This is a genomic window from Adlercreutzia equolifaciens DSM 19450, from assembly GCF_000478885.1.
In the GTDB taxonomy this organism is placed as follows: Bacteria; Actinomycetota; Coriobacteriia; order Coriobacteriales; family Eggerthellaceae; genus Adlercreutzia; species Adlercreutzia equolifaciens.
In genome coordinates, this window is sequence record NC_022567.1 from 958,796 (window position 1) to 976,233 (window position 17,438).

The following is a 17,438-nucleotide window of genomic DNA, read 5'->3' on the forward strand; positions in this document are numbered from 1 at the left end:
ATAAGTTGTTGCGATGTCGGAATAGGGCTTTGACCTTCGGTTCATTTATGGCACAATAGGCAAGTTAACGCAAAAGCGCCGCTTCGGGGGAGGCTGGGGCGCTCTTCGCGCAAGAGATTTTAGGAACGCGAAAGAAGAAGGTCGCATCCCATGGCATTGGAACGCAACGTCAAGAAGAAGCCGGCCCGTACGGCGGATCGCCGCAACGTGTGGCTGCTCATCCTCACCACCCTGCTCATCGTCGTGTCGGCGGTGCTGTTCACCCCGCCCAACGAGAAGATCAACCAGGGCCTCGACATTCAAGGCGGCCTGTCGGTGGTGCTCACGGCGAAGTCCACGGACGGCCAGCCGGTCACCCCCGAGGACATGGAGAAGTCCCGCGCCATCATCGAGAGCCGCGTGAACGCGTTGGGCGCCTCGGAGGCCACGGTGCAGGAGCAGGGCTCCGACCAGATTCTCGTGCAGATCCCCGGCCTGGCCGACACGGAGGAGGCGCTCGCCACCATCGGGCGCACCGGCTCGCTGGAGTTCGCCCGGCTTGACTCGTTCACCGACGAGGACACCCGCAACGCCATCGACTCCGGCCAGACCTCCGGCGAGGGCACGGTGACCGACGAGTTCGGCAACGCCTTCCCCTCGGGCCAGGTGCAGCACATGGCCGTGGAGCCGGGCACCTACACGCCCATCGTCACCGGCGCCGACATCACCAACGTCACCATCGGCCGCGAGAGCGAGGGCAGCACCTACTACAGCGTGAACATCACGTTGAACTCTCAGGGAGCCAAGGCCTTCGCCGACGCCTCGCGCGATCTGGTGGCCGACCACGGCAAGATCGTCATCATCCTAGACGGCGAGGTGCAATCCGCCCCGGCCGTGCAGTCCGAGATTCCCAACGGCGAGGTGTCCATCACCGGCCAGTACTCTTTGGAAGACGCCAAGGCGCTGCAGACCATCCTGGAGTCCGGCTCGCTGCCGGTGTCCTTCGAGTACGCCCAATCCCAGGTCGTCGGCCCCACCTTGGGCCAGGACGCGCTCGTCTCCGGCGTCATCGTGGCCCTTATCGGCCTGGCGCTTGTCATGCTGTACCTGCTGTTCTTCTACAAGGGGCTCGGCATCATCACCGCCGCGGCCATGGGCGTGTTCGCCGTGCTTTACCTCGGCATCCTGGCGGCCCTTTCCGCCTTCCACCTGTTCAGCCTCTCTTTGGCGGGCATTGCCGGCATCGTGCTGACCATCGGCATGGCGGCGGACTCCTCCATCCTCACGGTGGAGCGCTTCCGCGAGGAGATCCGCATGGGCCGCTCGGTGAAGGCGGCCTCCATCACCGGCGTGAAGCACGCCATCTTCACCTCCATCGACGCCGACCTCGTGACCATGGTCTCGGCGCTGTGCCTGTTCTTCCTCGCCGCCGCCTCCGTCAAGGGCTTCGGCATGACGCTGGCCTTGGGCATCATCTGCGACATCGCCATGATGCTCATCTTCAAGGCACCGCTCATCCGCCTGCTGGCGCCGAAGGTCATCGCGAGGCACCCCGGCTTCTGGGGCATCAAGGACTCCATCGACGCGTCGAAGGGTTACGCCGAACTGGCCGCTGCCGAGGGCGTGCCTGAGGCCGAGGCCGAGGCCGGCGCCCAGATGAACGCCGCCGAGACCCGCGTCATCGCCGAGGGCGAGGGCGAGCCGGGCTCGGTTGCCGTCACCGCCGTGCGCAAGATCAAGGGCCGCTTCATCAAGCGCGACATCAACTTCCTCGGCTACCGCAAGGTGTTCCTCACCGTGGCCGCCGTGGCCATGGTGGCCTGCCTTGCCATCGTGGGCTTCCGCGGCCTGAACTTCGGCATCGAGTTCGTTGGCGGCACGTCGGTGGCCTTCCACGGCACCGGCGACATCACCACCGAGCAGATGCGCGAGGCCTTCAACGACGCCGGCGAGCCGGATGCCGTCATCCAGACCACCGAGACCGGCGGCGAGCCCGGCTTCCTCGTGCGCACCACGACCACCTCGGCCGAGGACGCCACGGCCCACGCCAACCAGGTGGCCGAGGCGCTCGGCATGACCTCGAGCGACTTCGAAGTGACCACCATCGGCCCGGACTGGGGCGCAAGCGTCATCCAGAGCTCGCTCATCGCCTTCCTCGTGTCCATCCTGCTCATCATCGTCTACATCGCCATCCGCTTCGAGTACAAGATGGGCGTCATGGCCATTGTCGCGCTGTTCCACGACCTCATCCTGGTGGTGGGCATCTACGCGCTCGTGGGTCGCGAGGTGAACCCGAACACCATCGCCGCGCTGCTCACGATCCTCGGCTACTCGCTCTACGACACCGTGGTCGTGTTCCACCGCATCAACGACAACATGAAGGGCGAGGACATCCGTTGCACCTTTATGACCATGGCCAACCACTCCATGAACCAGGTGTTCATCCGCACCATCAACACGACGCTCACCTCGTTCATCCCGGTGTTCGCCATGCTCTTGTTCGGCGGCGAGACGCTGAAGGACTTCGCGTTCGCCATGGCCATCGGCCTTATCGCCGGCTCGTACTCGTCCGTCGCCATCGCGTGCCCCCTGTACTGCCTGTGGAAGACGCGCGAGCCGAAGTTCGCGAAGCTGCAGAAGAAGTACGGCACGGAAGTGGGCCTGTTCGAGTTCGACCACTCCGCTTCCACGGGCATCGCCCAGGTGCCGCTGGCGCGCCTTGAGGCCAACGCGCGCGCCGAGGCCTACGTAGCTGAGCAGAAGGAAGCGACCGGCGAGGCGCCCGACGCCGCAGCGGTGGCGGCGGCCGCCAAGCCCAAGCCGGTGAACAACAAGAAAAAGAAGCACCGCCACGGAAGGGCGCAGTAATTATGGTTCGTGAAGGTTCGGCCCCCAACTTTTGTCCGCCTACCGAGGAGGGCATCACCATTACGCTCGTCGACGAGAAGGGCGAGCAGGTGGAACTGGAGTTCCTCGGGCTCGTGCTGAAGGGAGAGAGCTCGTTCGGGTTCTTCTTCCCGGTGGACGATGAGCATCCGGCCATGTCTTCCGGCGAGGTGGTGGTGCTGGAAGTGACCGAGGTCGACGAGGACGGTCAGCCCTGCTCCTTCGAGCTGGTGGACGACGAGGTCATCGCCGCCGAGGCCTACGCGGACTTCCAGGAAGCCGCCAAGGACCTGTACGACTTCGCCTAAGGGCGCGGTTCGAAGGACGCTCGATGATCTTCGTCGCCGACCCTGCCTCCGCGTTCACCTTGCGCGAGCAGCAGATCCTCTACTACATTGCCGGCGGTCTCTCGAACAAGGAGATCGCCGGGCGGCTCTCCCTCTCCGAGCAGACGGTGAAGGCGCACCTGTCCCATATGACCACGAAGTGCGGTCGCGCGAACCGCGCGGCGCTTGTGGCCTACGGCTTCGAAACCGGTCTGCTGCGCCGCCGCTGATTAGCCCGAACGGGGGATGGCGGGGGAGGCGGCCTCGGGTAAACTGGGACTCTCTCGCGGGGAGGAAAGCGCGCTTGTGACCTTGTTCGTCTTCGAAATACTCTGCATCCTGCTCTACGGCGCGGCGAGCGCCTTGGGAGCGTTCGGCCTCAGGCGCGATCACCGTCGGGCCGCGCGGGCGGCCAAGGGCGTCTATCTGGTCGCCGTGGCCGCGCACTCCGCGGTCATCGGCATGGAATCGGTGAGCACGGAGGGCACGCTGCTGTCCGGCCCCAACATCGTCATGCTGGCCTCGTGGGTGCTTGCCGTGGTGACGGCGGCGGGGCTGCTCGTCACCCGCCGCGGGCTCGCCTTCTCCACCGCCGCCGCGCCGGTGGTGGCGCTGCTCATCCTGGTGTCCCAGTGGCTGCGCATCCTCGATCCCGCGGGCGCCGACAATATGGCCTTCTACCACTGGCCGCTCCTCGTGCCCCATATCGTGCTCGTGTTCGTCGCCCTGGCCTGTTTCGCCACCTCGGCCATATCGGCTGCGCTCGACTGGTACCAGCGCCGTCTCATGGCGGCCCGCAGCGCCAAGGTGCTCGAGCTGAACACGCCGGCGCTGGACACGCTCGCCCTCATCTCGCGCTTGGCGGGGCTGGTGGGCCTGACCGCGCTCATCGCCGCCATGCTCATCGGGTTCACGCACCTGGTGGCGCTCTACGCGGCCATGGCCCAAATCGGCACCGAGGGCAATCTGGGCTATCTGGTGCCGCGTGTGGCGCTCTCCCTGGCGACGACGGCCGTCTGGTCGGTGTTCTGCGTCTTGTCGTTCCTCGCGCCCTGGGCTGCGTCGGCGCGGGCTCGCGATGCCCTCGCCATCGCCGGCCTTGCGGCGGCGGTGCTGCTCGTCGCGGTGTCGGCGGGGTAGGGCCATGGGCTTGTTCGTTGCGGGCGTGAACCCGCGTCGCGCCGTCTTCTCGCCGATAAGCCAGCGTCTCGCCGACGGGGCTTCTCGGCGCGCGCTTCTGGTCGAGGTGTCGGCCCACCGGAGCCTCTCCGAGGGGCTCATCGTGGCGAGTGGCGCGCGCGTGGAGCTGTACGCGGTGGCGGAGGAGGGCTGCGACGCCTACGATATCGCCGCCGGGCTTCTCGGTGCTATGGCCGAGGGGGAAGTGGGCGGCGCGCTCTATTTCGCCGAGGGAATCGACGCCGCCTCTCACCTGTTTGCCGCCTTATACGGTCTGGACGAATTCGCCCGGGAGTCCCAGGCGGGGGCGTCGCTTCTTCGGGAAGGCGACTCGCTTGCTGCGGGGGATCTGGCGCAGCCGGGAGGGCGCGGGGTCCTCGGGGCGCCGGGTTCGCCGGACGCGCTGTCCGCATGCTGGGCGCGTGCCCTGTCGGAGGCACGGCGGGCGGGCGCGCTGGGCGACGACCTGACCCGGCTCGCGGCGGCGGTCTCCCGCCTGTCGAGCGCTCTGTCGGCGGCCGACACCTCCGCTTCGACGGCGGCGCTGGCCGAGACGGCCGTGGAGCTGGCCCGGCGCGTGTTCGGTCACCTTGAGCGCCGATGCGTGCTCGTTGCCGGCCCGGACGATTTATCGCTGGCCTTCGCCGGTGCGTTCCTCAGTGCTGGTGTAGAACGCTTCCAGCTCCTCGGCGACGAGGAGCATGGCGTCGCCGCCCGCGCGTTCGACGCGGCCATGGCCGACCCTCAACTGCTTTCGGCACTGCTCGTCGATGCCGACATCGTCTTGGCGGAAAGCGCCGTGGAAGGCGCCGCGCTCGATCGTCGGCTCATGAAGGGCGTCGTCCGCCTGCGTCGGGGCCGTCCGATGCTGCTCGTCGATGCTAGCGCGGACGGCTCGCTCGTCGATCGCCGCATCGCCTCCCTCGACGGCGTCTTCCTCTATACCGCCGCCGACCTGGCCGCTATCACGCGAGACGCCCCCTGGGCGCGTCTCGGTGCCGACGACGCCCGCGAACATCTCCTCGCCGATGCGGTTCGCGCTTTCGCTCTGGAGTTGGGCGAATAGGTTGCACGGCGTTTTCCCGCTTTTGGCTGTGATAGCCTTCTCATTCCCAACCTAACCCGTTCGGGCGATTCCCGCGAAAAGCGCTCTGGGTATCCTTGGAGCCACGTTGCGGCCGAGTCTGCGGCAAACCCGCCGTCGGCCCTGCGGCAAGGCTGCTGCCAAACCTGCGGCCGCGTCCATGCGTGGGAGAGGAGACCCCGACATGATCGTATCGTGGATGACCACGAACCAATGCAACTTGAAGTGCGTCCACTGCTACCAGGACGCCGAGGAGGCCACCGAGCGCGAACTTTCCACCGATGAAGCGAAGAAGATGATCGACGAGATCGCCCGGGCGGGCTTCAAGATCATGATCTTCTCCGGTGGCGAGCCGCTTTTGCGTCCCGACATCTACGAGCTGGTGGCCCATGCGGCCTCCCGCGGTTTGCGCCCGGTGTTCGGCAGCAACGGCACGCTCATCACCGACGAGGTGGCTTGCCGCCTGAAGGACGCCGGCGCCTGCGCCATGGGCATCTCGGTGGACAGCCTCGATGCGGAAAAGCACGACCGGTTCCGCGGGCTGCCCAACGCCCACGCCCTCACCCTCGCTGGCATCGAGGCCTGCAAGCGCGCCGGCCTGCCCTTCCAGCTGCACACCACCGTGGTCGATTGGAACCGCGATGAGGTGTGCGCCATCACTGACTTCGCCGAAGAGATCGGCGCCGTGGCCCACTACATCTTCTTCCTGATCCCCGTCGGCCGCGGCGAGTACATCCAGGAGACGAGCTTGGAAGTGCTGGAAAACGAGGCGCTCCTTCGCGAGATCATGGAGAAGTCGGCGGAAGTGTCCATCGACGTGAAGCCCACCTGCGCGCCGCAGTTCACCCGCGTGGCGAAGCAGCTGGGCGTGGAAACCCGCTTTACCCGCGGCTGCTTGGCGGGGCTCACCTACTGCGTCGTGGGCAGCGAGGGGATCGTGCGTCCTTGCGCCTACATGACCGAGGGGGCCGGCGACGTGCGCGTGCAGCCCTTCGACGAGATTTGGAAGACGAGCCCGGTGTTCGAGCGCCTACGCACCCAGGCCTACTCCGGCGCCTGCGGGACGTGCGACTACAAGGACGGCTGCGGCGGCTGCCGCGCCCGGGCCGCCTACTACCACGACGGCGACATCCTGGCCCAAGACGACTACTGCGCCCATGGCCAACAACTTGACGTTCATTCGGCCATTGCCGAATGAACGTCCTGACGCTGCGGTTCCGACAGGCACCTGGCCTTGGCCCTTGTTTTGGGCTCGGCGCGGCACGAAGGCCGCTTGGCCCAAAGGCGGGCCAATTCCAGGCACCTGTCGAACCCTCGCTGACTTCCTTGGGCGAACCGGTGAGTTTTTGTATAGAAAGGATTTTGTTTTGAAGAAGTTTGTCCTGTGCGCTGCTGCGGCGGCGTTGGCGCTGGCGCTGGTCGGATGCGGCCAGCAGGAAGGCGAGGCCCCGGCGGCCGATGCGCCCCAGCAGGAGCAGCAGACCTCTGGGGCTCCCGCAGCGGAAGCAACGGCGTCCGGTCCGGTCACCTTCACCGACGATATGGGCAGTGAGGTTACCGTGGACGACCCGCAGCGGGTCGTGGCCTGCATGGGCAGTTTCGCGAACGCCTGGGAGCTGGCCGGGGGCACGCTCGTGGGCGTTTCCGACGATGCGCTCACGGCTGCCGGCTGGACCATCGAGAGCCCGGATGTGGCCACGGTAGGGGACTTCACGGCGGTGAATCTCGAGGCCATCATGGCGCTTAACCCCGATTTCGTCATCATGACGAGCGGCACCGGCGGCCGCGGCGGCGACTCCAGCCAGGTCGACCTGCGCGACGCGCTTGTGGGCGCGGGCATCCCCGTGGCCTACTTCGAGGTGACCACCTTCGACGACTACGAGCGCCTCATGCGCACCTTCACCGACATCACCGGGCGCGCGGACCTCTACGAGCAGAACGTCGCGAAGGTGGCCGAGGCCATCGACGGCATCGTGGGCGCGGTGCCGGCCGAGAACCCGCCGACGGCGCTTTTGCTCACCACGTTCTCCGGCGGCACCCGCGTGCAGAGCTCCGGCACCCAGACCGGCGCCATGATGGCCGACCTCGGCGTGAACAACCTCGCTGACGAGAACAAGAGTCTCCTGAAGGACTTCAGCTTGGAGGCGGTTATCGAGATGGACCCGGACTTCATCTTCGTCATTCCCATGGGCAACGACACCGAGGCGGCCATGCGCAACCTCGAGGAGGCCACGGCGGCCAATCCGGCGTGGGGCTCGCTTTCCGCCGTGCAGAACGGCCGCTACATCACCTTGGACCCGACGCTGTACCTCGCAAAGCCCAACGCCCAGTGGGGTGCGGCCTACCAGGGGCTCTTCGATAACCTCTACGGGCAGAACTAGCGACGGGGGATGTCTCGCGCCATGGGTTCTGTCTCCCGCAACATCGTCGTCGTTGCCGCGACCGCCGTCTTTCTTGCGGCGGTCACGGCGGCGGCGCTCATGCTCGGCGCCTCCTCGGTGAGCCTGCCGGAGCTGGCGACGTGGCTTTTCGGCGGCGACGTCTCCGCCACGGCCCGCAACATCTTGGAGAACGTCCGCGTGCCGCGGGTACTGGCGGCCCTTCTGGCCGGTGCCGCCCTGGCCGCCTCTGGCGCGCTTATCCAGGCGTGCCTGGACAACCCGCTGGCGAGCCCCAACGTCATCGGCGTGAACTCCGGTGCGGGGCTTGCCGTGCTGCTGGCCGCCTCGCTCGTTCCCGGGGCGCTGTGGCTCACGCCGCTGGCGGCCTTCGCCGGGGCGCTCGCGACGGCGCTCATCATCTTCGCGCTGTCGCTGGGCACGGGACTCAGCCGCCTTACCGTGGTCCTCGCCGGCATCGCCATCACCACCGTGTTCGGCGCGGGCATGAACACCATCCTCATCGTTGACCCGGACGCCTACATCGGCTCGTCCACCTTCCTCGTGGGCGGCCTGTCCGGGATCCTTATGCGCGATCTGGCGTGGCCGGCCGCCTACATCGCCGTGGGCCTGGCGGCGGCGCTGGCGGGCGCGGCGAAGCTGAACATCCTCTCGCTCGGCGACGAGGCGGCCCACAGCCTGGGCGTGAACGTGCGCGCCGTGCGCCTGGGGATGCTCGCCGTGGCCGCCGTGCTCGCCGGCGCGGCCGTGAGCTTCGCGGGCCTTATCGGATTTGTGGGGCTGGTGGTGCCGCATCTCATGCGCTTCTTCGTGGGTCACGACAACCGCTGGGTGGTGCCGGCGTCCGCCTTGGCCGGCGCGGCCTTCGTCGTGGGATGCGACCTTCTGGCCCGGGTGCTGTTCGCCCCCTACGAGCTGCCCGTGGGCATTCTGCTCGCCTTCATCGGCGGCCCCTTCTTCATCTACCTCATCCTGAAGAACAAAGGAGGCGGCCTTGACTGAGCGTGCCATTCAGGGCGAGAGGACGTCGTGCGCGCGTCTCGCCGACGCTAAGGCGCGCGCGTCGGAGTGCGCCATCCGCTACGAGGACCTCTCGTTCTCCTACAGGGCGGGCGCCCCCTTCATGGAGGGGCTTTCCGCCGCCATTCCCGTCGGCGCGGTGACGAGCATCGTCGGCCCCAACGGCTGCGGGAAATCGACGTTGGTGAAGTTGGCTGCCGGCCTTTTGCGCCCTGTGGCGGGACGGGTGGAAGTGGCCGGCCGCGACACCAGTGCGCTTGTTCCTCGCGAGCGGGCGCGGCTGATGGCGGTGTTGGCTCAGAGCTCGCGCGTGCCTCCCATGACTGTGGAGGCCCTGGTGGCCTGCGGGCGGCAGCCGTACGTGGGCTGGGGCGGCCGCCTCGGCCCCGACGACCGCGCGGCCGTGGAAGCCGCCATGGAACGGGCCGGGGTCGCGGTCTTCCGCAATCACGACCTGCGCCAGCTTTCCGGCGGCGAGCGCCAGCGAGTGCATCTGGCCCGAACGCTCGCCCAGGACACCGACCTCATCGTGCTGGACGAGCCCACCACCTATCTGGATATCAGCGCCTGCCACGACCTCATGGCCCTCGTGCGCGACTTGAACCGCCGCGAGGGCAAGACCGTCGCCATGGTCATCCACGATTTGGATCTTGCCCTGCGCTACTCCGATTACCTCGTGGTGATGCGGAAGGGGAGGGTCGCCGCCCAGGGCCCGACCGACGAGGTGCTCGCCTCGGGCGCCGTCGGCGACGCCTTCCAAATGGACATCTGCCCCCACGACCGCCCGCATCCGTCCGTGCCCGGCGAAGGTGTCGGAACGATTTCGTATACGGAGAGCAATGCGGGCGCTGAAGCTGTCCGCGAAGCCGAGCGCGGCTACGTCCTGTACCCCCGCAGCCGCTAAAAGGCGCCCCGGCGTCCCGAAGCATCGGCGACGGCTATGAACCGCTGCGCGCATCCGATGGCTCGGGGGTTGCGCACGCGGCTCGCGTCGCCTACAATGTGCCCCGTGAATTCTGTTTCAGGGCGAGGTGGAAATCCTCACTGGCGGTAAGCACGGCGCCTGCGCGCGCCGGCAAGCCCGCGACCCTGTGCGAGAGCGCAGGCTGACCCGGTGAAATTCCGGGGCCAACGGTTACAGTCCGGATGGAAGAGGCAGACGCTCGCGCTTCCGGCGCCCCGGCCGATGGGGCCAACGCAAACGGAAGCGCGACATCATGGAAGCCTGTATGAAAGGAATTCATACGGGCTCGTTTTCTTTTTGCGAGGGGAAGCGGCTCCGGAAGATACGCCTCGCGAAGAGAAAGAAGGTCCATCATGGCCAACAAACCCACGACTCACCCCGCTGTCGGTTCCTCCACCGTGCGCCCCGCCAAGGCGCCCACGGCCCAGAAGACCATGGCGAACACGAACCGCTGGTCTACCCGCGTGCTCGTGACCATCGCGCTTCTGTGCGCCATCTCGGTGCTCTTGTCCTTCGTCGAGTTCCCGCTTCTGCCCGGCGTGGCGTGGCTGTCCTACGACGCCTCCATCATGCCCGCGGCGGTCTGCGGCTTTGCCTACGGCCCGGCGGCGGGTCTCGCCTGCGGCATCATCTCGGTGGTGGCCCACGGCATCCTCTTCGCCGACTTCACCGGCGCCCTCATGAACCTGCTCGTGGTCATCGGCTTCATCCTGCCCTCGGCGCTCGTGTACAAGAAGATCCACACCCTGAAGGGCGCCATCATCGGCCTTCTGCTCGGCATCGTGTTCGCCGTCGTCATGGCCGTGCTCGGCAACCTCGTGGTCACCCCGGCCTGGCTCGGCGTGCCGCTCGATGCCGTCGTGGCCATGATCGTGCCCATCCTCATCCCGTTCAACCTGCTGAAGGGCCTTTTGAACGCCATTCTGACGCTTATCGTCTACAAGGCCATCTCGAACCTCATCACCCCGAAGAAAGACCAGGTTAAGGGCCGCTAATGAGCACCGATGTCTTCGTCGACTTCCGCGATGCCGCCTTCACCTACGATGGGGAGGCCTTCGTCTTCCGCCACTTGAACCTGACGGTGCCCCAGGGGCAGTTTTTGTGCCTGCTCGGCGGCAACGGCTCGGGGAAGTCCACCCTGGCCAAGCACATCAACGCGCTGCTTCTGCCCGACGAGGGCGAGGTGGTCGTGTTCGGCTGCGACACCCGCGACGCGGAGCAGACCTACTTCATCCGTTCCAACGCGGGGCTGGTCTTCCAGAACCCCGACGACCAGCTGGTGGCGAGCCTCATCGAGAACGACGTCGCCTTCGGCCCGGAGAACCTCGGCATCCCGAACCCCGAGCTGCGCGAGCGCGTGACCCGGGCGCTCGCCGAAGTGGGCCTGCAGGGCTTCGAGGCCCACGAGACCAATGCGCTCTCGGGCGGTCAGAAGCAGCGCGTGGCCATCGCCGGGGTGCTCGCCATGGATCCGGCCATCCTCATTCTGGACGAGGCCACGGCCATGCTCGATCCGCGCGGGCGCGCCGGGCTCATGCGCGTCGTGCGCGAGCTGCACGAGCGCGGCATGACCGTCGTGATGATCACCCACTTCATGGAGGAGGCGGCCGCCGCCGACCGCGTGGTGGTGCTCGACGGCGGCGAGGTGCGTATGGACGGCGCCCCGGAAGAGGTGCTCGTGCGCGCCGACGAGCTGCGCGCGCTTTCCCTGGAAGTGCCCTTCGCCTGCCGGCTCTCGCTCGAGCTGCAGGCCGCCGGCGTGCCCGTTTCCACCTGCATCACCGACGACGCCCTGAAGGAGGAGCTATGCGCCTTGCGTTCGAAGATGTGAGCTACTCCTACGAGGGCGGCGAGGCGAAGAAGAGGCGCCGCCGCAAGAAGGACGCCGCGCGCCAGGCCGACTGGGGCAACGCTCCCGACGCCGTGTGGGCCTTGCGCGATGTGAGTTTCGCGGTGGAGCCGGGGGAGTTCTTCGGCGTCGCCGGGCATACCGGAAGCGGCAAGTCCACGCTTATCCAGCACATGAACGGCCTTGTGCATCCCACCTGCGGCCGCGTTCTGGCCGATGGGCTCGATCTGGCCGAGAAGGGGGTTGCCACGGAGGTGCGCCGACAGGTGGGGCTCGTCTTCCAGTACCCCGAGAACCAGCTGTTCGCCAGCACCGTCTACGACGACGTGGCCTTCGGGCCGCGCAACATGGGACTGGGCGCCGAGGAGGTCGACCGCCGCGTGCGGGAAGGGCTGGCCCTGGTGGGGCTTTCCTTCGACGAGCTTTCCGAGCGCAGCCCCTTCGACCTGTCCGGCGGCCAGCAGCGCCGCGTGGCCTTCGCCGGCGTGCTCGCCATGGAGCCGGAGGTGCTCGTGCTCGACGAGCCGGTGGCCGGCCTCGACCCGCTCTCCCGCGAGGAGTTCCTGGGGCTCATCCGCGAGCTGCACGCCGGGGGCCGCACCATCGTCATGGTGTCCCATTCCATGGAGGATCTGGCGGTCTTGAGCGACCGCATCCTCGTGCTGTCCGAGGGACGCGTGTTCCGCCTGGGCACGCCGGCCGAGGTGTTCGCCGATGCGGCAGCGCTGAAGGCCGTGGGCCTGGGGGCGCCGGCGCCCGAGGCCTTCGCCGCTTCCCTGCGCGAGGTCGGCTTCACGCTGGGGCGCGACCTCTACGACGAGCGCACCCTGGCCGCCGACATCGCCGCCCAGCTGAGAGGCGGTGATGGCGATGCCTGATCGCGCCATCATCGGCCAGTACTGGCCCGAGGACTCGCTCGTCCACGCTATGGATCCCCGGGTGAAGTTCATCCTGTCCTTCGTGCTCATGGCGGCGGTGTTCTGCGCGGCGACGCCCCTCTCGCTCGCGGTGGCGGCCCTGTTCATCGTGGGCTTCTATGCGGCGAGCCGCATCCCGCTGCTCCAGGCCATCCGCGCCATCGGCCCTCTGCTCGTGCTCGTGGTGCTGACGGCGCTCCTGAACGTGCTCTTCGTCCAGGGCGGTCACGTGTACTTCGAGTTCGGCATCATCTGCATCAGCGAGAAGGGCCTGCAGTCGGCCGTCTTCATCGGCTGCCGCCTGCTGCTTCTGCTCATGGGGATGAGCCTGCTCACCCTGACGACCACCACCCTCGACATCACGGCGGCCTTCGAGCGTCTGATGGCGCCGCTTTCGCGTATCGGCGTTCCCGCCCACGAGCTGGGCATGATTCTCGGCATCGCGCTGCGCTTCCTGCCTCAGTTCATGACCGAGCTCGGCATCATCTACCGCGCCCAGAAAAGTCGCGGCGCCCACTTCAACGCGAATCCCTTCCGCGGCGGCATCCAGTCGCTCACGGCTCTGCTCATCCCGCTGTTTACGAGCGCTTTCCGCCATGCCGAAACGCTGAGCGCCGCCATGGAGGCCCGCTGCTATCACGGCGGCGTCGGCACCACCCGCCTCGATCCGTTGCGCCTCACCTGGCGCGACGCCGTCGGCGCCGGCGCTCTCGTCCTCATGATCGCCGCCGTCATCGCCACCAACTACGTTCCGCTTTCGTTTTGAGTTGAGTAGCGTGGGGCTGGAGGCGGTGGTGCCGCGCGCAGTTCATTCAATGGCAAGAGGAGAACGATATGGCCCTCATCGAGCAATGCCATTGAATGCTGTTTGAGCACGGCACCACCGCCTCCAGCCCCACGCGGACAAGCCACATTCCCGAGAAAGGACCCCGAAATGACCGGAAACGAGCTTATCGTCGACTACCTCACCAGCGTCCCCGCCTGGTACCTCGCCACGGTGGAGGATACCCCGGAGGGCGCTCAGCCCCACGTGCGCCCCTTCAGCTTCGCCGCGCTGCAGGACGGCGAGATCCAGTTCTGCACCGCCACCACTAAGGACTGCTACCGCGAAATGCAGGCCAATCCCCGCGTGGAGCTGACCGCTTGGAAGCCCGGGCGCGGCTGGATCATCCTGCGGGGCCGCGCGAACCTGGAAGACCGCGCCAGCGCGGAGGTTCGCGAGGAGGGCTTCAAGCACATGGTCGCCCTCGGCGAGGACTGGGATGATGCGGCTGATCCGCGCCTCACCTTCTTCACCATCGACGACGCCGAGGCGTGGCTCTGCGACATCGACGGCTCCTGGAACCCCATCGAGCTGTAGAGGTCCCGCCCATCACTTTGTTGACATTCGGCGCATTGCGCGCGGAAGGCCCCTCGATGCAGTACAATCGCACCCATGATTGAACTTCTCACAACTATCGATTCTGTCGTGTGGGGCCCGGCGATGATCGCGCTGTTGCTCGGCACGCATATCTACCTGACGTTCCGCACGGGGTTCATCCAGCGCAAGTTGCCCCAGGCTATCCGCATGTCGGTGCGCCGTGATCCGTCGGGCAAGGGCGACATCTCCAGCTTCGGGGCGCTGGCCACGGCGCTGGCCGCCACCATCGGCACCGGCTCCATCGTCGGCGTGGCCACGGCGCTCCTCGCCGGCGGCCCCGGCGCCATCTTCTGGATGTGGATCGCGGGACTGTTCGGCATCGCCACCAAGTACGTCGAGACCTACGCGGCCGTGAAGTACCGCGTTCGCGACAAAACTGGCGCCATGTTGGGCGGCGCCATGTTCGTGTGGAAGCGCGCCTTCGCGCGGCCGGACGGCAGCGTGCCGTGGTGGGCGACGCTGGGTGCCGTGTCCTTCGCCGCTTTCGCCGTCATCGCCACCATCGGGACTGGCTCGGCGGTGCAGGCGGCGGCCATCTCCGGCATCGTCACCTCGTCGGTGCCCGCCATTCCGGCCGTGGCCGTGGGCGTTGTGATCGTCGTGGCCGTGGCGGCCGTTATCTTCGGCGGCGTGAACTCTATCGCGCGGGTGTGCGAGTGGCTCGTGCCCATCATGGCCGGCGCTTACGCGCTCGGTTGCCTGGTCATCATGGGCATGAACGCCCCGGTGCTCGGCGAGGCCGTCGGGCTTATTCTGGAATGCGCCTTCACGCCGAAGGCGGCTTTCGGCGGCGCGGTGGGTTCCGGCATGGTGATGGCCCTGCAGTTCGGCTGCGCGCGCGGCCTGTTCTCCAACGAGTCGGGGCTGGGCACCGCCCCCATTGTGGCGGCGGCGGCCAAGACGAAGAACCCCGCCGACCAGGCGCTCATCTCCATGACCGGCGCGTTTTGGTCCACGGGCGTCATCTGCCTGCTCACGGGGCTCGTACTCGTGTCCACCATGATCGTGCACCCGGAGATCGGCGCGGACATCCTGGCCAACCCCTCCATCTTCACCGGGGCCGCCTTGGCCAGTGCCGCCTTCGCCGAGATCCCCGTGTTCGGGACGCCGGTGCTCGTGCTCGGCATGTGCGCGTTCGCCTACTCCACCATCCTCGGCTGGTCCTATTACGGCAATCGTTGCGTGGCCTATCTGTTCGGCCCCAAGGGCATCAAGCCGTACCAGGTGATCTACGTGGCCGTGGCCTTCTTCGGCGCCATCGGGGTGGGGGACGTGGTGTGGACCATCTCCGACATCGGCAACGCGTTGATGGCCATTCCCAACATCATCGTCATTCTGCTGCTTTCGGGCATGATCGCCCGGGAGACCAAGCACTACGTCTACGACGGGCACCTCGACGAGGAGTATGCCGAGCCCGTGCCCCGCGTGGACAAGGCACAGCTTTAGAAGGCCCCGCCGCCGCTTACGGGGAATTCTTCCATTGTTAACAAAGACGCTCAACTTCTCCCTCTATAATGCGGCTACTTTAGCACGTTAAAGTGCGAAGGCCCGATGAGCGCGCCTTGCCTCGCCGGGACCGCCGCGCCGAGCCGCTGGCTTTGAAGTCCCGCCGCACTGCGCTCACTGAGAGGAGAACCGCCACATGGACATGATTGTTGACGTTATCAACAGCATCGACGCCTTCGTTTGGGGGCCGCCGATGCTCGTGCTGCTGTTAGGCTCGCACATCTTTCTGACCTTCCGCACCGGCTTCATCCAGCGCAAGCTGCCCACGGCCATCAAGCTGTCGGTGACCAAGGATCCCGACGCTCCCGGCGACATCAGCCAGTTCGGCGCGCTGTGCACGGCGTTGTCGGCCACCATCGGCACCGGCAACATCGTCGGCGTGGGCACCGCCATCATCGCGGGTGGTCCGGGCGCGGTGTTCTGGATGTGGATCACCGGCGTGTTCGGCATCGCCACGAAGTACTCCGAGACCTTCGCTGCCGTTAAGTACCGCGTGAAGGATCACAACGGCGACATGCTCGGCGGCGCCATGTACGCGTGGAAGCGCGGCTTCACTGACAAGAACGGCAACACGCCCTGGTGGGCGCTGCTCGGCGCCGGGGCTTTTGCCCTGTTCGCGGCCATCGCGTCCTTCGGCATCGGCTCGGCCGTGCAGTCCTCCGCCATGACCGAGGTCATCTCCACGAATCTGCCCGGCGTGCCTGCCTGGGGCATCGGATTGGCCATCGTCATCATGGTGTCGGTCGTCATCTTCGGCGGCGTGAAGGTCATCTCGAACGTGTGCGAGAAGCTCGTGCCCTTCATGGCCATCGCCTACATCTGGGGCTGCGTTGTCATCCTCGGCATGAACTGGGAGCTCGTCTGGCCCGCGTTCTGCCTCATCGTGGAGAGCGCCTTCACCGCCAAGGCGGCCTTCGGCGGCGCGCTGGGGTCCGGCCTCATGCTGGCCCTGCAGTTCGGCTGCGCGCGCGGCCTGTTCTCCAACGAGTCGGGCCTCGGCTCCGCGCCCATCGTGGCCTCGGCGGCCGCGACCCGCAACCCGGCCCGTCAGGCGCTCGTCTCCATGACCGGCACCTTCTGGGACACGGTCATCATCTGCCTGCTCACCGGTCTCGTGCTCGTGTCCACCATGCTCGGCAACGCCGATCTGCAGTCCGAGATCATGGCCGGCAACATCACCGCCGGTGCGGCGCTGTCCTCCGCGGCCTTCGCGAGCATTCCCTACATCGGCACGCCCATTCTCATCTTCGGCATGATTCTGTTCGCCTACTCCACCATCCTGGGTTGGTCCTACTACGGCAACCGCTGCGTCACCTACCTGTTCGGCAAGCGCGCCATCCGCCCCTACCAGGTGCTCTACGTGGTGGTGGCCTTCCTCGGCGCCATCGGCGTGGGCGAGGTGGTCTGGACGGTCTCCGACATCACCAACGCCCTTATGGCCATCCCGAACATCATCATGGTGCTGCTGCTCTCCGGGCTCATCGCGAAGGAGACGAAGCATTACGTCTACGAGGGCAACCTCGACGAGCGCGACGAGGCTCCCATTCCGCAGCTGGACAGCAAGTAGGTTCTAGCGACATAGTGTGTCATGAGCGAGCGCCCTGCAATGCGGGGCGCTCGTGTTAGAATGGCCAGATGGCCGACGGGCCGTAAGTCCTGAGCGCCAGGCGGTGCCTTCTTTTGCGAAAGGATGTGAATCGCTTGGACGTCCTCGTTTTCGTCGTGCGCCTGGCGACTGCGGTCGTCGGGTTGCTGAGGGAGGCGGTTGCGTTCTCCGAGACGCTCAGGAGGGGCCGGAATAGGAAGGACCGCTAGTTCGCGCTAGCGGTCCTAACTAAACGACGGTGCCGCCTGCATCCACCTCAGGCTGGTCCGTTGGTCGTATTCTAGCATATATTGCATTGGGAAG

16 protein-coding genes and 1 riboswitch are annotated in these 17,438 nt (G+C 66.8%); all 16 genes read left to right on the forward strand.

Annotated features, from left to right (window positions below):
* Nucleotides 1–150: 150 nt before the first annotated feature.
* The 16 genes from AEQU_RS03590 to AEQU_RS03665 all read left to right on the forward strand — a co-directional run bounded on the left by AEQU_RS03590 (nt 151) and on the right by AEQU_RS03665 (nt 17,096).
* Nucleotides 151–2,847 (forward strand): protein translocase subunit SecDF, encoded by a 2,697-nt coding sequence (locus AEQU_RS03590; RefSeq protein WP_022739568.1) that lies wholly within the window; start codon nt 151–153, stop codon nt 2,845–2,847.
* Nucleotides 2,848–2,849: 2 nt separating this feature from the next.
* Entirely contained in the window at nt 2,850–3,173 is a 324-nt protein-coding gene (locus tag AEQU_RS03595) for a DUF1292 domain-containing protein (RefSeq protein ID WP_022739569.1), read from the forward strand.
* 23 nt (nt 3,174–3,196) lie between these two features.
* Nucleotides 3,197–3,421 (forward strand): response regulator transcription factor, encoded by a 225-nt coding sequence (locus AEQU_RS03600; protein WP_022739570.1) that lies wholly within the window; start codon nt 3,197–3,199, stop codon nt 3,419–3,421.
* 76 nt (nt 3,422–3,497) lie between these two features.
* Nucleotides 3,498–4,331, forward strand: coding sequence for a hypothetical protein (locus AEQU_RS03605; protein WP_022739571.1), 834 nt, complete (start codon nt 3,498–3,500; stop codon nt 4,329–4,331).
* A 4-nt stretch (nt 4,332–4,335) separates the two neighbouring features.
* Nucleotides 4,336–5,436: a glutamyl-tRNA reductase gene (locus tag AEQU_RS03610; protein ID WP_022739572.1), complete on the forward strand. Its 1,101-nt coding sequence runs from the start codon at nt 4,336–4,338 to the stop codon at nt 5,434–5,436.
* 202 nt (nt 5,437–5,638) lie between these two features.
* Nucleotides 5,639–6,652 (forward strand): putative heme d1 biosynthesis radical SAM protein NirJ2, encoded by a 1,014-nt coding sequence (gene nirJ2 / locus AEQU_RS03615; RefSeq protein WP_022739573.1) that lies wholly within the window; start codon nt 5,639–5,641, stop codon nt 6,650–6,652.
* Nucleotides 6,653–6,821: 169 nt separating this feature from the next.
* Entirely contained in the window at nt 6,822–7,835 is a 1,014-nt protein-coding gene (locus tag AEQU_RS03620; RefSeq protein ID WP_022739574.1) for an ABC transporter substrate-binding protein, read from the forward strand.
* Between the two features lie 21 nt (nt 7,836–7,856).
* Nucleotides 7,857–8,855: a FecCD family ABC transporter permease gene (locus tag AEQU_RS03625; protein ID WP_022739575.1), complete on the forward strand. Its 999-nt coding sequence runs from the start codon at nt 7,857–7,859 to the stop codon at nt 8,853–8,855.
* The gene (locus AEQU_RS03630; protein ID WP_022739576.1) at nt 8,848–9,777 is read left to right on the forward strand and encodes an ABC transporter ATP-binding protein; all 930 of its coding nucleotides are present in this window, start codon (nt 8,848–8,850) and stop codon (nt 9,775–9,777) included. The genes AEQU_RS03625 and AEQU_RS03630 overlap by 8 nt, the downstream gene beginning before the upstream one ends.
* A gap of 109 nt (nt 9,778–9,886) precedes the next feature.
* A riboswitch (FMN riboswitch) is annotated at nt 9,887–10,035 on the forward strand.
* A gap of 155 nt (nt 10,036–10,190) precedes the next feature.
* Nucleotides 10,191–10,832, forward strand: coding sequence for an ECF transporter S component (locus AEQU_RS03635; protein ID WP_022739577.1), 642 nt, complete (start codon nt 10,191–10,193; stop codon nt 10,830–10,832).
* A complete protein-coding gene (locus AEQU_RS03640; RefSeq protein ID WP_022739578.1) occupies nt 10,832–11,668 on the forward strand; it encodes an energy-coupling factor transporter ATPase in 837 nt (278 codons plus the stop codon). Before AEQU_RS03635 ends, AEQU_RS03640 begins: the two co-directional genes overlap by 1 nt.
* Complete coding sequence (locus AEQU_RS03645; RefSeq protein WP_022739579.1) at nt 11,644–12,564, forward strand: energy-coupling factor transporter ATPase; 921 nt, start codon at nt 11,644–11,646, stop codon at nt 12,562–12,564. The genes AEQU_RS03640 and AEQU_RS03645 overlap by 25 nt, the downstream gene beginning before the upstream one ends.
* Nucleotides 12,557–13,369, forward strand: coding sequence for an energy-coupling factor transporter transmembrane component T family protein (locus tag AEQU_RS03650; RefSeq protein ID WP_022739580.1), 813 nt, complete (start codon nt 12,557–12,559; stop codon nt 13,367–13,369). Before AEQU_RS03645 ends, AEQU_RS03650 begins: the two co-directional genes overlap by 8 nt.
* Before the next feature lie 168 nt (nt 13,370–13,537).
* A complete protein-coding gene (locus AEQU_RS03655; RefSeq protein ID WP_022739581.1) occupies nt 13,538–13,963 on the forward strand; it encodes a pyridoxamine 5'-phosphate oxidase family protein in 426 nt (141 codons plus the stop codon).
* A gap of 75 nt (nt 13,964–14,038) precedes the next feature.
* Nucleotides 14,039–15,469: an alanine/glycine:cation symporter family protein gene (locus tag AEQU_RS03660; protein ID WP_022739582.1), complete on the forward strand. Its 1,431-nt coding sequence runs from the start codon at nt 14,039–14,041 to the stop codon at nt 15,467–15,469.
* Nucleotides 15,470–15,665: 196 nt separating this feature from the next.
* Nucleotides 15,666–17,096, forward strand: a complete 1,431-nt coding sequence (locus AEQU_RS03665) for an alanine/glycine:cation symporter family protein (protein ID WP_022739583.1) — start codon at nt 15,666–15,668, stop codon at nt 17,094–17,096.
* Nucleotides 17,097–17,438: the final 342 nt, after the last annotated feature.

Excerpts from the sequence above, each read along its gene's own strand:
- AEQU_RS03590 (WP_022739568.1), top strand. The coding sequence starts at position 151 with ATGGCATTGGAACGCAACGTCAAGAAGAAGCCGGCCCGTACGGCGGAT.
- AEQU_RS03595 (WP_022739569.1), top strand. The coding sequence starts at position 2,850 with ATGGTTCGTGAAGGTTCGGCCCCCAACTTTTGTCCGCCTACCGAGGAG.
- AEQU_RS03600 (WP_022739570.1), top strand. The coding sequence starts at position 3,197 with ATGATCTTCGTCGCCGACCCTGCCTCCGCGTTCACCTTGCGCGAGCAG.
- AEQU_RS03610 (WP_022739572.1), top strand. The coding sequence starts at position 4,336 with ATGGGCTTGTTCGTTGCGGGCGTGAACCCGCGTCGCGCCGTCTTCTCG.
- nirJ2 (WP_022739573.1), top strand. The coding sequence starts at position 5,639 with ATGATCGTATCGTGGATGACCACGAACCAATGCAACTTGAAGTGCGTC.
- AEQU_RS03625 (WP_022739575.1), top strand. The coding sequence starts at position 7,857 with ATGGGTTCTGTCTCCCGCAACATCGTCGTCGTTGCCGCGACCGCCGTC.
- AEQU_RS03635 (WP_022739577.1), top strand. The coding sequence starts at position 10,191 with ATGGCCAACAAACCCACGACTCACCCCGCTGTCGGTTCCTCCACCGTG.
- AEQU_RS03640 (WP_022739578.1), top strand. The coding sequence starts at position 10,832 with ATGAGCACCGATGTCTTCGTCGACTTCCGCGATGCCGCCTTCACCTAC.
- AEQU_RS03645 (WP_022739579.1), top strand. The coding sequence starts at position 11,644 with ATGCGCCTTGCGTTCGAAGATGTGAGCTACTCCTACGAGGGCGGCGAG.
- AEQU_RS03650 (WP_022739580.1), top strand. The coding sequence starts at position 12,557 with ATGCCTGATCGCGCCATCATCGGCCAGTACTGGCCCGAGGACTCGCTC.
- AEQU_RS03655 (WP_022739581.1), top strand. The coding sequence starts at position 13,538 with ATGACCGGAAACGAGCTTATCGTCGACTACCTCACCAGCGTCCCCGCC.
- AEQU_RS03660 (WP_022739582.1), top strand. The coding sequence starts at position 14,039 with ATGATTGAACTTCTCACAACTATCGATTCTGTCGTGTGGGGCCCGGCG.
- AEQU_RS03665 (WP_022739583.1), top strand. The coding sequence starts at position 15,666 with ATGGACATGATTGTTGACGTTATCAACAGCATCGACGCCTTCGTTTGG.